Annotated in this window: 14 protein-coding genes and 1 pseudogene; all 15 read left to right on the forward strand. The window is 39.0% G+C overall.

The features are described from left to right. The first annotated feature begins 77 nt into the window (after positions 1 to 77). The gene (locus DY109_RS08515) at positions 78 to 452 is read left to right on the forward strand and encodes a chemotaxis response regulator CheY (RefSeq protein WP_023948355.1); all 375 of its coding nucleotides are present in this window, start codon (positions 78 to 80) and stop codon (positions 450 to 452) included. A 40-nt stretch (positions 453 to 492) separates the two neighbouring features. Then, positions 493 to 1,395 (forward strand): 50S ribosomal protein L11 methyltransferase, encoded by a 903-nt coding sequence (locus tag DY109_RS08520; protein WP_023948356.1) that lies wholly within the window; start codon positions 493 to 495, stop codon positions 1,393 to 1,395. Positions 1,396 to 1,457: 62 nt separating this feature from the next. Beyond that, positions 1,458 to 3,376, forward strand: a pseudogene (gene ftsH, locus DY109_RS08525) (ATP-dependent zinc metalloprotease FtsH). Between the two features lie 52 nt (positions 3,377 to 3,428). After that, positions 3,429 to 4,028: a phosphatidylserine decarboxylase gene (locus DY109_RS08530; protein WP_023948358.1), complete on the forward strand. Its 600-nt coding sequence runs from the start codon at positions 3,429 to 3,431 to the stop codon at positions 4,026 to 4,028. After that, positions 4,025 to 4,765: a CDP-diacylglycerol--serine O-phosphatidyltransferase gene (gene pssA / locus DY109_RS08535; protein WP_023948359.1), complete on the forward strand. Its 741-nt coding sequence runs from the start codon at positions 4,025 to 4,027 to the stop codon at positions 4,763 to 4,765. The genes DY109_RS08530 and pssA overlap by 4 nt, the downstream gene beginning before the upstream one ends. Positions 4,766 to 4,819: 54 nt before the next feature. Further along, positions 4,820 to 6,373 (forward strand): 2-isopropylmalate synthase, encoded by a 1,554-nt coding sequence (locus DY109_RS08540; RefSeq protein WP_023948360.1) that lies wholly within the window; start codon positions 4,820 to 4,822, stop codon positions 6,371 to 6,373. Between the two features lie 15 nt (positions 6,374 to 6,388). Beyond that, positions 6,389 to 8,620 (forward strand): heavy metal translocating P-type ATPase, encoded by a 2,232-nt coding sequence (locus DY109_RS08545; protein WP_115737836.1) that lies wholly within the window; start codon positions 6,389 to 6,391, stop codon positions 8,618 to 8,620. Positions 8,621 to 8,640: 20 nt separating this feature from the next. Further along, complete coding sequence (locus tag DY109_RS08550; protein WP_023948362.1) at positions 8,641 to 8,841, forward strand: copper ion binding protein; 201 nt, start codon at positions 8,641 to 8,643, stop codon at positions 8,839 to 8,841. Positions 8,842 to 8,854: 13 nt separating this feature from the next. Then, positions 8,855 to 10,534 carry an ABC transporter ATP-binding protein gene (locus tag DY109_RS08555; RefSeq protein ID WP_023948363.1) on the forward strand — a complete coding sequence of 560 codons (1,680 nt, stop codon included), beginning with the start codon at positions 8,855 to 8,857 and terminating at the stop codon, positions 10,532 to 10,534. Beyond that, positions 10,524 to 11,183: a metallophosphoesterase gene (locus DY109_RS08560; protein ID WP_023948364.1), complete on the forward strand. Its 660-nt coding sequence runs from the start codon at positions 10,524 to 10,526 to the stop codon at positions 11,181 to 11,183. The genes DY109_RS08555 and DY109_RS08560 overlap by 11 nt, the downstream gene beginning before the upstream one ends. Before the next feature lie 173 nt (positions 11,184 to 11,356). Beyond that, entirely contained in the window at positions 11,357 to 11,623 is a 267-nt protein-coding gene (gene fliQ, locus DY109_RS08565) for a flagellar biosynthesis protein FliQ (RefSeq protein WP_023948365.1), read from the forward strand. A 7-nt stretch (positions 11,624 to 11,630) separates the two neighbouring features. Beyond that, a complete protein-coding gene (locus DY109_RS08570) occupies positions 11,631 to 12,443 on the forward strand; it encodes a UDP-N-acetylmuramate dehydrogenase (RefSeq protein WP_023948366.1) in 813 nt (270 codons plus the stop codon). Between the two features lie 42 nt (positions 12,444 to 12,485). Beyond that, positions 12,486 to 12,890 carry a preprotein translocase subunit SecG gene (gene secG, locus DY109_RS08575; RefSeq protein WP_023948367.1) on the forward strand — a complete coding sequence of 135 codons (405 nt, stop codon included), beginning with the start codon at positions 12,486 to 12,488 and terminating at the stop codon, positions 12,888 to 12,890. Continuing rightward, complete coding sequence (frr, locus tag DY109_RS08580) at positions 12,887 to 13,444, forward strand: ribosome recycling factor (RefSeq protein WP_023948368.1); 558 nt, start codon at positions 12,887 to 12,889, stop codon at positions 13,442 to 13,444. Before secG ends, frr begins: the two co-directional genes overlap by 4 nt. Further along, on the forward strand, positions 13,441 to 14,067 hold the full coding sequence (gene pyrE / locus DY109_RS08585) for an orotate phosphoribosyltransferase (protein WP_023948370.1): 627 nt from the start codon (positions 13,441 to 13,443) through the stop codon (positions 14,065 to 14,067). Before frr ends, pyrE begins: the two co-directional genes overlap by 4 nt. The last annotated feature ends 7 nt before the right edge of the window (positions 14,068 to 14,074 follow it).

Here is a 14,074-nt window from a genome sequence, read left to right on the forward strand (position 1 = left end):
TGCTAAAATTCTATTTTTAAGTTGCGATTTTATATTTGAATGCATATTTAAATTGACAAATTCATAAAGGAGATAGCTTGAAAATATTAGTTGTTGATGATAGCTCAACTATGCGCAGAATTATTAAAAACACTTTGCAACGACTAGGATACGAAGATATTTTAGAAGCTGAGCATGGCGTTCAAGCTTGGGAGATTTTAGATAGCACACAAAATGTTCAAGTTCTTATCACAGACTGGAATATGCCAGAAATGAATGGGCTGGAGCTTGTCAAAAAAGTCCGATCAGATGAGCGATACAAAGACATTCCTATTATTATGGTTACGACAGAAGGCGGAAAAGCAGAAGTCATCACCGCGCTTAAAGCCGGGGTCAATAACTATATCGTGAAGCCATTTACTCCTCAAGTCTTAAAAGAAAAGCTTGAAGTTGTTTTGGGCGTGAATGATTGATACGCACTTGCATTATTTAAAGATAATATAAAGAATAAATTTGGAAGATTATTTTGAAACCCTCATCATTCCAAATGCCCTATCTGACATATTTATAGATTTTATCATCGAGCAGACAAACCAAGCTATCGAAGAGATTTCTTCATCAAAACTATCGCAACACAATCAAGATTTTAGCTTTTATAATCTCTCATCTTTTCCGCAAAACTCCACTGCGATTATCCTCCGCCTAGAGCAGAATCCAAGCCCACTTATCAATACGCTAAAAGACTTTAGCGACACTCTTTCAATGAGGACTTCTCAACATATCGGATTTGCCTACTACACACAAACCAAACACAATATCGATTGGATTGAAGCATATCGCAAAAGCGTTACACCGATACAATGTGAAAACTTCTATATCCACCCATCATGGTATCCGCCCCAAAAAAACGCTATCAATATCACAATCGACCCTGCCCTTGCGTTTGGCTCTGGACATCATGCAAGCACTTTTATGTGTATTGAATTATTGCAAAATCTCAATCTCTCCGACAAAACCGCGCTAGATGTCGGCTGCGGAAGCGGAATCTTAAGTATTGTCATGGCAAAAAAGGGGGCAAACATTGATGCGTGCGATGTCGATGCACTTGCCATAGCAGAATCTCGCAAAAACTTCGCACTCAATGCAATCACAGCATATAACATTTGGGAAGGCTCGATAGAGTGCGCAACCCAACACTATGATGTGATTTGTGCAAATATTCTTGCTGATATAATTATCATTCTTCATAATGATTTTAAAAACGCCTTAAAAAAACAAGGGATTTTGATTCTCTCTGGCATCATAGAAAGCAAGATAAACCAAGTTATCGATGTTTTCAAAGATTTTGAAGTGCAAGAAAAACGACTCAAAGATGAATGGGCTAGCTTAAAGTTAGTTTTAAAGGAAGAAGATTAATCCAAATATACTATAATCGAGATTTTAGTTATATTTAAAACAAATAAGAAAATGAGGAAAAAATGACACCAAATGAAAATCCCAATGACAAAAAACCACCCATAAAACAGAATCCAATTTTACTTTTTATTGTATTTGCGATTGTTGCTATGCTTATTATCAAATTTACAAGCTCAGATTCTAGTGGAATGTTTAGTGGAGGCTTTAGCGGTGGCTCGACAAAAAACATTGAATATTATGAGCTCAAACAACTTATAGCAAGCAAACAAGTCAGTAGCGTAAGTATCGGACAAACAATAATCAAAGCAAATGGTATCGATATGAATGGTCGCGCAGTAACCTATATCGCAAGAAAAGTCGCTGATACATCGCTTGTTCCACTTTTGGAAGAAAATAAAATCACCTATGGTGGCTTTAGTGAATCAAACTTTTTTACAGATATGCTCGGTTGGCTCTTGCCTATTTTTGTGTTTTTGGGACTTTGGATGTTTTTGGCAAATCGTATGCAAAAAAATATGGGCGGCGGAATCTTTGGTATGGGAAGTAGCAAAAAACTTGTCAATGCCGAAAAACCAAAAGTGAAATTTGATGATATGGCTGGAAATGAAGAGGCAAAAGAAGAAGTTGTCGAAATCGTTGATTTTCTCAAATACCCCGATCGATACGCTGCTGTTGGCGCAAAAATACCAAAAGGTGTTTTGCTTGTAGGACCTCCGGGCACAGGAAAAACCCTGCTTGCCAAAGCTGTGGCAGGTGAAGCGAATGTGCCATTTTTTTCGATGAGTGGAAGTAGCTTTATTGAAATGTTTGTCGGACTTGGCGCAAGCAGAGTGAGGGATTTATTTGAAATGGCTAAAAAAGAAGCACCAAGCATTATTTTTATCGATGAAATTGATGCGATTGGTAAATCTCGCGCAGCAGGCGGAATGATTAGCGGTAATGATGAGCGAGAGCAAACCCTTAATCAACTTCTAGCAGAAATGGACGGATTTGGAAGCGAAAACGCGCCTGTGATCGTCTTAGCCGCCACAAATCGCCCTGAAGTGCTTGATCCTGCGCTTTTGCGTCCGGGTCGATTTGATCGGCAGGTTTTGGTGGATAAGCCAGATTTTAATGGGCGAGTTGAGATTCTCAAAGTCCATATCAAATCTGTCAAACTCGCTCGAGATGTGGATTTGGAAGAAATCGCAAAACTCACAGCTGGGCTTGCAGGAGCGGATTTGGCAAATATCATCAATGAAGCTGCTTTACTTGCAGGAAGAAGCAATCAAAAGCAAGTCTCACAAGCCAACCTCAAAGAAGCCGTAGAGCGAGGCATAGCTGGACTTGAGAAAAAAACCCGCAGAATCTCTCCAAAAGAGAAAAAATAGTCGCCTATCATGAAAGCGGACATGCTCTTATTGCTGAAATGACAAAAGGTGCATCAAAAGTCAATAAAGTCTCAATCATTCCTAGAGGAATGGCAGCTTTAGGATATACGCTCAATACCCCCGAAGAAAACAAATATCTTATGCAACGACACGAGCTTTTGGCAGAAGTTGATGTGCTTTTGGGCGGAAGGGCTGCAGAAGATGTGTTTTTGGGAGAGATTTCCACAGGTGCGAGCAATGACTTAGAGCGAGCGACAGATATTCTCAAAGCAATGATTAGCTATTATGGAATGACTGATGAAAATGGCTTAATGGTGCTAGAGAAGCAACGCAACGCGTTTTTAGGCGGTGGATTTGGTAATGCAAGAGAATTTAGCGAAAAAACTGCCGAAAATGTGGATAACTTTGTCAGACAAACGCTCAATTATCGCTTCAAAGCAGTAAAACAGATTCTGCAAGAATATGATGGAGCTATCCAAAAAATGGTCAAAGAGCTCTTTGAAAAAGAAGTGATCGACGGAGAAAAAGTCCGAGAGATTATACTTGCATTTGAAGAGGAGCATAATATACCCTCGCGCCTCATCAAAGAAGAAGAAACTGAGGAAGTATAGAAGCATAAACGCTAAAACTTATAAACCAACTAAAACCAATGGAGGAGGCATAATGAATGGAATACAAATCGTAGCCAAAGAATCTCTAAATGGCATTATTGCATTTTTTATCTGGATTCTATTTTGCTTTTTTGTTGATTTTTCATTTGGCTTGTTTTTGGGAGTTGTAGGGATTTTGTTGTGGTGCTGGGCGTTTAGAAATCCTGAGCGCATCGCCATGCAAAAAGATAACATCATCTTAGCACCCATTGATGGCGAAGTGATTGGCATAGAAAAAACCGAAAAATCTTGCCTTATCACAATCAAAGTCCGTTTTTTTGACGCGGGCTTTATCCGACTACCACTAGAATCTAAAACCATAAAAATCACACAAAAATCAGGGCTTTTGCTGTATTTTTCAGATTTATGGAAAAAGCTCAATCAGCAAATAAAAATCAAAGGCGCGCATTTTGAAATGCTTATCTTGCCAAAAGTTTTTGCGCCCTCTTCTATCAATGGCTCTAATGCTTTGCATGTCGCGATAGGACAAAGAGTGGGCTTTATGAAAGTTGGCGAACTTCAGCTTCACATCACAAAACCACAAGTTGATATATGTATCAATGTCGGAGATAAAATAATAAGCGGTCAAAGCATTATAGGATACCTCAAATGAATATCAATCCTCTTTATATTTTGCCAAATTTTTTTACAGCTGGAAGTATTTTTTTTGGAATCGTCAGCATTATGCTTGCCTCAAATGCGTCTTTTGAGTGGGCGGCTTGGTTGATTGTTGTATCTATGATTTTTGATGGGCTTGATGGGCGCGTGGCTCGGCTGACAAATACTTCAAGTAAATTTGGCATAGAATTTGACTCATTAGCAGATATTGTTGCGTTTGGCGTCGCACCAGCTATGCTTGTGTATTATTACATTCCAACCATTGGCGCAAATTATGGATTTGATGGCGCGTATGGATTGTATCGCATATTTACTTGCGCGCTTTTTGTGATTTTTGGTGCGATCCGACTTGCTCGCTTCAATATCACAACCATAAACGCAGAACCAAATACTTTCATAGGCTTGCCAATCCCAACAGCCGCAGTGATTATTGTGCTTTGGATTCTCGTTGATCTCCGCTACAATCTTTTTGTAAGCTCATTTAGCTATCTTTTGCTTGTTTTGACTTTTATCGTCAGCATACTTATGGTAAGCAATATCCGCTATCCAAGCTTCAAAAAAATCAAGTGGAATCTAAAAATTTTCACCACGCTTCTTATCGCCCTAGCATTAATCATTAGTTCAAAATTGTATGTTGAAATTTTTTGTGCGATTTTAAGCTCATATATACTCTATGGCATAGGAAGGTGGGTTATTATGATGTGTAAGGTCATAGTCAAAAAAAGAGCATAAAAGCCTTAATACCCCCACTTAAAATAGTCATAAGCCTAAATCCAAAGGAAAGCCATGCAAGAATATATAAAAATTTTTGATACAACATTACGAGACGGAGAGCAAAGCCCGGGTGCTTCGATGAATATCGAAGAAAAAATAAAAATTGCTTTACAATTAGAAAAACTCGGGGTTGATGTGATTGAGGCTGGATTTGCAGCCTCTAGCCCGGGAGATTTTGAAGCGATCAATCAAATAGCCCAAAGCCTCTCAAGTGCCTCAGTTTGCTCTCTTGCAAGGGCACTGGAATCAGACATTGATGTCGCAGCCAAAGCGATCGCGCCAGCACACCACAAAACCATTCATACCTTTATCGCCACAAGCCCCATTCATATGGAGTTCAAGCTCAAGCTCAAACCCGAAGAAGTCATCAAAAAAGCAGTCAATGCTGTCAAATACGCCAAATCTCTATGTCAAGATGTAGAATTTAGCTGTGAAGATGCTTTGCGGAGCGATATTGGATTTTTGAAAGAGATCTTGCCTGCTGTGATTGAAGCGGGGGCAAATACGCTCAATCTTCCCGATACCGTGGGCTATCGATTGCCACATGAAATCGGGACATTTATCAAAGAAATCCATAACTTTATAGGCGATAGAGCTATTTTATCCATACACTGCCATAATGACTTAGGGCTTGCTGTGGCAAACTCCATAGCAGCAATTCAAAATGGCGTCAGACAAGTTGAATGCACCATCAATGGACTTGGCGAGCGCGCAGGAAATACCGCATTAGAAGAAGTAGTCATGATCCTTAAAACCCGCAAAGATTTGTTTTTGACAAGCACAAATTCAGCCCTAGATACTCACATCAACACAAAAGAAATCTATCCGACAAGCAAACTTGTCGCTGATATTACTGGTATCCGCCCACAGCCAAATAAAGCAATCGTTGGCAAAAACGCATTTGCTCATGAAAGCGGAATCCACCAAGATGGAATGCTTAAACACCCGCAAACTTACGAGATTATGCGACCTTGCGATATAGGCATACCAGAATCTAATGGCTTGATTCTAGGCAAACATTCAGGCAAAGCCGCTTTCAAAGACAAAATCAAATCGCTAGGTTTTGAGGGCATAAGTGATGCTGAGCTTCTTGCTGCATTTGAGCGATTTAAAGTGCTTTGTGATAGCAAAAAAGAAATTTTTGATGATGATATACGAGCGATTTTAAGCGAAGAGACGCTTCATATTCCACAAATTTTCTCACTAGGAATCATTCAAGTGAGTGCCTGCTCTAGCGGTAAATATTGCGCGGCTATTAGCATTTATAAAGATGAAAATGAGGTGAGCGATTCCGCACTTGGCAATGGAGCGGTAGATTCTGTGCTTAAAAGCATCGATAGAATCAGCCAAATCCAAGGACATCTCCAAGACTACAAAGTAGAATCCATAACAAGCGGCAAAGATGCGCTTGCAAAAGTCGTCGTTAAAGTCGTGTTTGAAAATAAAAGTAGAGCCATTATCGGACATGGCATTGATATAGACACGATGAGCGCGACAGCTAAGGCTTATATCTCAGCACTCAATAGCTATCTCTCAATGAAAGATCTTATCTCAAATAACGCATAAGGAAAATGAATATTCATGGCAAAAGCTAAATTTTTTATCGAAGGAATGACTTGTTCGGCTTGCTCATCTGGAATCGAGCGATCACTTTTGCGTAAAGATTCTATTACAGAGGCAAAAATCAACCTCATCTCAAAAGTCGCCTCTATCAAATACGACAAAACCAAAATCAGTCTCAATGAAATTTTTGCACTCATCAAAAAACTCGGCTACACGCCAACTCTCCACGAAAATGATGATGTGAGAAACACACCCATTGCTACATTGCTAAAAACTCGGCAATTTGGCGCGCTTGATAAGCGGTTGTTTCCACCAAAAATACGGCTTTCTATAAGTTTGATTCTCACTTGCTTTGTGCTGTATCTCTCAATGCTACCGATGATGTTTTCACAGATTCTCATCGCGCCATTTGATATGCCTTCTATCAATCTCTTCTCTCAACTCTGCGCCTCGCTTATTGTTATGCATATGGGGCGAAATTTTTATATCAAAGGTTTTAAAGGGCTATTTTCCAAAACCCCAACAATGGATACGCTTATTGCCATAAGCACAAGTGCTGCGCTTATTTATAGTTTGTATTCGATGTGGGGGTATTTTATCGCGGGTATTCCAACGCATCATTTTTATTTTGAAAGCATTTGTGTGATCCTCTGCTTTGTCCTGCTTGGCAAAACAATCGAACACAAAGCCAAAAATAATGCTAATGAAGCAATCAAAGCCCTTTTAGCTCGCAACGAAAAGCAAGCCCTCATTATAGATTCTGATAATAATCAAAAATCTATCCCAATAGATCAAATCCAAGTTGATGATTGTATAAAGATTCTGCCACACAGCTATATTCCCGTAGATGGAGTGCTTATTAGTGGTGAGGGTGGGGTTGATGAATCCATGCTAAGTGGCGAAGTTTTGCCTGTGTTTAAAAAGCCAAATGACAAAGTCTTTGCTGGAAGTCTCAATACAAGCCAATCGTTTATCATCAAAGCCACCACAACAAGCGCGCATAGCACACTTAGCGCGATTATCGCACTTATCCAAGAAGCCACAAATTCCAAAACCCAAATCTCGCGTCTTGCTGATAGAGTCTCAGCAATTTTTGTCCCAAGCGTGATTGGTATCGCGCTTATAGCAGGAATTATATGGGGCATTTTTAAGGATTTTACATTTGGATTTGAGATTTTTATCAGTGTGCTTGTGATCTCTTGCCCTTGCGCTTTGGGACTTGCTACACCTATGGCGATTATGCTTGGCAATACTTTAGCCAACAAGCAAGGTATTTTTCTCAAAAAATCAAGCATTTTAGAAATCACGCGAAATGTAACAAGCATCGTATTTGACAAAACAGGCACACTCACAAAAGCAGAGCTTCATATCCAAAAAATCCAAAGTTTGAGTAATGTAAGCGAAAATGAGATTCTCTCGTTATGCGCGGGAATTGAGCAAGGAAGCGAGCATCTCATCGCTAAGGCGATTTTAAAACAAGCCAAAGATTCTCATATAGAGCCAAAAGTTTGCCAAAACTTCAAATCTCTCGTAGGCTATGGAATCCAAGCAACTTATAATGGTGAAGACTATGTAGTCGGAAGCAAAGAGCTTTTTTCGCAGAATCTAGAAGTTTTGCAAAATAATCAAGCTTTATTGCACATTTATGTAGCCAAAAAGCGCGGTGATTTGTATGAGATTCTAGGCGTTATATTTTTAGAAGATAGCATTAAAGATTCTGCATTTTCATTGATTCCAAAGCTAAAAAACAACCTCATCACACCATATATTTTAAGTGGAGACAATCAATTCAATACCGCTCGTATCGCGCAAGCATTAGGCATTGAACAATTTAGGGCAAATGCTAAGCCTAAAGATAAATTCCACTTTATCCAAGATCTCAAAGCCAAAGGCAATGTCGTGATGATGGTAGGCGATGGCATAAATGATGTGGGCGCATTAGAGGCTTCAGATGCGTCATTAAGCTTTTCTAATGCAAGCGATGTGAGCGAAAAAACAGCAGATATTGTGATTTTTAATCACGACCTCAATCGCATTGATTATATCTTGCGACTCTCAAAAGCAGTCGTTAAAAACATAAAAGAGAATCTATTTTGGGCTTTTTGTTATAATATCATCTGCATTCCATTAGCATGTGGAGCATTATATGGATTTGGGATTTTGCTTAACCCAATGGTCGCTGCTTTTGCGATGAGCTTAAGTAGCGTAAGTGTCGTGCTTAATGCGCAAAGATTGCGGAAATTTAAATAAATTCACATCAAAGGATAAAAATGAAAGAAACACTCAAAGTCAATGGAATGAATTGCGCGCATTGCGAAAACAAAATCAAAACTTTTGTCAATGAACTCAAAGGCGTGAAAAACACTGAAGTGTCTTTAAGCACAAAAGAAGTCAGCGTAGAGTTTGAAAGCCCTGCGACATTAGAGCAAATCAAAGAAGCGATTTTAGATTCTGGATTTGAAGTTTGCTAAGTGAGGTTTGAGCTTGAAAAGTTTTTATAAACGATTTTATCCATACATCAAAGATTATTATCTTTTTTTCTTTTTTGTCGTGCTTGCAAGCGGGCTTACTGCCGGCTGCACAGCGTATTCTGCATATCTTGTGAAGCCTGTTTTAGATGATATTTTTGTCAATAAAAACGACTTTATGCTTAAACTCCTGCCATTGCTTTTGGTCGGCGCATACTTTGGCAAAAGCTTAGGCACATACGCGCAAAACTATTTTGTCAATTATATTGGACTAGATATTGTTCGTCGCATTCGAGAAGATGTATTGTGTCACATGCTAAGCCTGGATTTAGAGTTTTTCAACAAAATGCGTAAAGGCGAGCTTATCGCAAGGATTACTAATGATATAGGCTTGGTGCGTGCGGCAGTGTCAAATTATTTTGCAGAATTTATACGAGAAGCTTTAACTGTGATCGCCCTGCTTTGTGTTGTTATCGTGCATAATCCAAGACTCGCGCTTTTTTCTCTTATTGTCGTGCCACTTGGCGTTGTGCCGATTGTAATGATTATCAAATACCTCAAAAAAATCTCTCATAAAACGCAAGCAAAAAATTCAGATATTACTGCCAAACTCTCTGAAATTTTTAATAACGCAGAAGTCATCAAAGCCAATAATGGCGAGAATCTTGAAATGCAGCATTACCAAAAAGAAAATATGTATTTCTTTAAGCTCGGTATGAAAGCCACTTTAGTTGGCGGGCTCAATGGTCCATTAATGGAGACTTTGGGAGCGATAGGACTAGGGCTTGTGATTTTTGTCGGTGGATCTGAAGTGATTAATGGTAATATGACAGCCGGCGATTTTGGCGCATTTACTACGGCTTTATTTATGCTTTATACGCCTATAAAGCGACTTATTGGCATTCTTACAAGCTTTCAAGACGCGCTTGTGGGAGGTGAGCGTATAGGTGAGATTTTGGATATGCGCCCAAAAATCATCGATGGCACACTCACGCTCTCCCAGCCAATCCAATCCATCACAATCAATGATATTCATCTGCATTATGATGATGTCGCAGCACTCAATGGTGTGAGCCTTCAAGTCCAAAAAGATGAAGTCATCGCGCTTGTAGGCAAAAGTGGTAGCGGAAAAAGCTCTCTTGTAAATATGATTCTACGGCTTTATGACGCAAGTAGCGGAGAAATCTTAATCAACAATACAAATATAAAAGACTTGCAGCAACACAATTTGCGAGATAATATCACTATCGTTACGCAAAGAATTTTTATTTTTCATGATAGTATCGCTGCAAATGTAGCCTATGGAAGTCAAATCGATGAGCAAAGAGTGATAGATAGCCTCAAAAAAGCTCAAATGTGGGATTTTGTAGAGAATCTAAAAGGCGGAATCCATTGCGTGCTTGATGAGTTTGGCACAAATTTAAGTGGCGGGCAAAGACAAAGAATTGCTATTGCAAGAGCGATTTACAAAAATAGTGATGTGCTGATTTTTGATGAAGCGACTTCAGCCCTTGATATTAAAACCGAAGAGGCGATTAGAATGACGATAGAATCTATCAAAAAAGACAAAATCATTATCCTTATCGCACACCGCCCAAGCACAATCTCTCTTGCTAAGCGCGTGTATTGCCTTGAAGAAGGAAAAATCACTCAAACAATCACGCCACAGGAGTTTTTCAAACAACATGAGCTTTAAAATCACTCTTGAGACATTTTTGATTTCAGATACGCACTTTGGACATAAAGCCGTCCTCAAAAAAGAGCCGATACGAAAAGTCGTCACCAAGCAATGTGGATTTAAAGTCTTTGATGATATGAGTGTATATAATTGGAATCAAGTTGTGGGCGATTCGGATTTGGTGCTTCATTTGGGGGATTTGTATTTTGATGATGGATACAAATACCTACCCAAGCTCAATGGATTTAAGCGACTTGTGGTGGGTAATAATGACATTGGCAAATTTAAATATGTCAAAAAAATGCATGATTGGAAAGTCTGCAACAAAATCTCGCTCAAAATCCAGCAAAAAGAAAGATTCCACGCAAAGCTTATCAAAAAATTTGGATCAGAGCTTAAAAATCCTTATATCAATGCTATCATTGCGGATTTTGGCAGTGAGCGCATAATGTTTAGCCATTTTCCTGTGATGAATCGCAAAAAAAACGATCGCTTCGAGCATGCGCGAGATATTTTAGATGAGATATACAAAATCCTAGATTGCAGTCTCAACATTCACGGACACACACATTCCAAAAAAACTTACAATAGATTCTGCATTAATGTAAGCTGCGAGGAGATAGATTTTACTCCAATTCGCTTAAGAGAGATTATCAAAATCCAATAATGTGATATAATCTTTTTTCATAGAATCTTTGAATCTAAAATATCTTGATGTTTTATAGAATCTAGATTTTGTATTGATTTGATTTTACGCTGAAATGAAAGCAAAAAGCGCGAAATTCACCCAAAAGCTAGAATAATTCTATACATAAATGAGATAACAAAAAAGGAGAAACCATGGAAGGTCAGCTTATGGCACTTGCTATCGAATCATACAAAATCACCCTTCTTATATCGCTTCCGATTTTGGCGACAGGGCTTGTGATCGGGCTTTTGATTAGTATTTTTCAAGCCACCACCCAAATCAATGAAATGACACTCTCATTTGTGCCTAAGATTCTAGGCGTTATTGCTGTGGTTATCTTTACAATGCCTTGGATGCTTAATATGCTTATCGATTACACGACAAATCTTATCGCACTCATTCCAAAATTCATCGACTAACTCCTCAATGCTCTCTAAAACGATTGATTTTGCTACATATTCCTCACTCAAAATCGGAGGAAAAAACGAAGTGATGATCCTTCAAACACACGATTTTAGCGCGCAGAATCTAGATTTGACATTAGATTCTATACATTCATTTAGCATTATCGGACATGCTTATAATCTCCTTGTCTCACCAAAAGCTAGCAATCTTGTAATGCTAGATAAAACATTTGATTATATATATGATTGTGAGGACTGCATTGAGATTGGTGCGATGACTCCAAGTGGCAAAATATATCGATTTTTTAAAGAAAATGATTTGTTTGGATTAGAGTTTTTAAAAGCCCTTCCCGGAAGTGCTGGCGGGCTTACCAAAATGAATACCGGTATGAAGCAATATGAAATCAAAGACATTATGCTAAGTGCGTGTGTCAATGGAAAATGGAGAGATGATATAAAGCTTAGCTATCGCAATAGCAATATACAAGGAATCATTAGCGCGATACGCGTGCGCAAAATCAAAGGCTTCCGCCACCATCTCATCGCAGAATTTAATGCTATGCGTCGCACCCACCCAAAGCTTCCGAGCTGTGGAAGTTGCTTCAAAAACCCGCCAAATCATTATGCTGGAAAATTGCTTGAAGAAGCTGGATTAAGAGGGTTTGTGTATGGTAATGTCGCTTTAAGCCAAGAGCATGCAAACTTCTTAGTCAATCTTGGTGATGGAAGCTTTGATGAAGCAGTGGAGCTTATCGCTTTGGCTCAGCAAAAAGTTTTCACGCTTTTTGGGATTTGGTTAGAGCCTGAAGTAAAGATTATCAAAGAAAAAATATGATAAAATCACGCACTTAAAATCAAAAATTTTGGAGTTACACAGATGAATACGCTTTTTGTTGTTATTGAAATTATTTTGGCAATTATGATTGTAGGGGTTGTGCTTTTGCAAAAATCCTCAAATATGGGGCTTGGCGTATATAGCGGAAGTAATGAGTCGTTATTTGGGGCGAAAGGTCCTGCTGGATTTTTGGCAAAAGCCACAATGATCTTAGGATTTTTATTTCTGGTAAATACAATATTTTTGGGCTATCAGTTTAATTCACAGCAGCAAAAAAGCGTATTTGATAACCAAACACTAAATGAATCAAACATGCTCAATCAATCTCTAAACCCGCAAACACCGCTTAATACAACACTCAAGCCAATGCAAAACCAAAACACACTTCAAAATACACAAAACACCACCCAGCAAAATACAGCTCCAATAGCAAAGGACAAAAAATGACACAAGAAATCCTACACAATACACGCACACACATGGATAAAAGTATAGAATCTTTGAAGCGAGATTTTAGCACTTTGCGAAGTGGCAAAGTCTCTGTAAATATTCTTGATAATATCCGCATTAGCTATTATGACTCGCCTACCCCGCTTAATCAAGTCGGCTCTGTGATCGCGCAAGATGCTACGACAATAGTCATCACTCCTTGGGAAAAATCTCTACTTAAAGACATAGAAAGAGCGATTGCTGAAGCAAACATCGGGGTAAATCCAAATTCAGACAGCGAATGCGTCAAACTATTTTTTCCGCCTATGACACAAGACCAGCGCAAAGAAATCGCCAAAGAAACAAAAGCCATGGGCGAAAAAGCCAAAGTTGCTATCCGCAATATCAGACAAGATTCTAATAACCACATCAAAAAGCTTGAAAAAGACAGAGAAATCACTGAAGATATAAGCAAAAAAGCTCAAGATGATATCCAAAAACTCACTGATGAATTTGTCAAAAAAATCGATGAAATGGTCAAAAACAAAGAAGATGAAGTGATGAAAGTATGACAAAGACACTTGATATTCAAAAAATCTATGAAGATTCTAGGGCGTTATTGCAAGGGCATTTTTTGCTTAGTAGTGGCAATCATTCAGACAGATACCTCCAATCCGCGCGCGTGCTTGAGAATCCAAAAAATGCAGAGATTCTCGCCAAAGCACTAGCTGAGCAAATTAAGGCTGCTAAGATTGAGGTTGAGTGTGTTTGCTCCCCTGCATTAGGCGGAATCTTAGCTGGATATGAGCTTGCGCGCGCGCTTGGTGTGCGATTTATATTTACTGAAAGAGTTGATAGCGAAATGCAATTACGAAGGGGATTTGAAGTCCAAAGCAATGAAAAAATCCTTGTATGCGAAGATATTATCACCACCGGCGGTTCAGCACTAGAATCTGCGCGATGTGTAGAGTTTTTGGGTGGCGTTGTGGTCGCGTATGCGGGGCTTGCAAATCGTGGGTATTGCAAAAGAGTTGGCTCAAATACCCACAAAAAGCCTGAATGTCGCTTGCCTGATGATATTCCATTATTTGCGCTGGAGGATTTTATATTTGCAATGTATCAGCCCAATGAATGCCCGATGTGTAAGCAAAACAACTCAAAAGCTATCAAGCCCGGCTCAAGAGGCAATTCATAATTATTCA

It is taken from the genome of Helicobacter fennelliae (assembly GCF_900451005.1).
GTDB lineage: Bacteria > Campylobacterota > Campylobacteria > Campylobacterales > Helicobacteraceae > Helicobacter_B > Helicobacter_B fennelliae.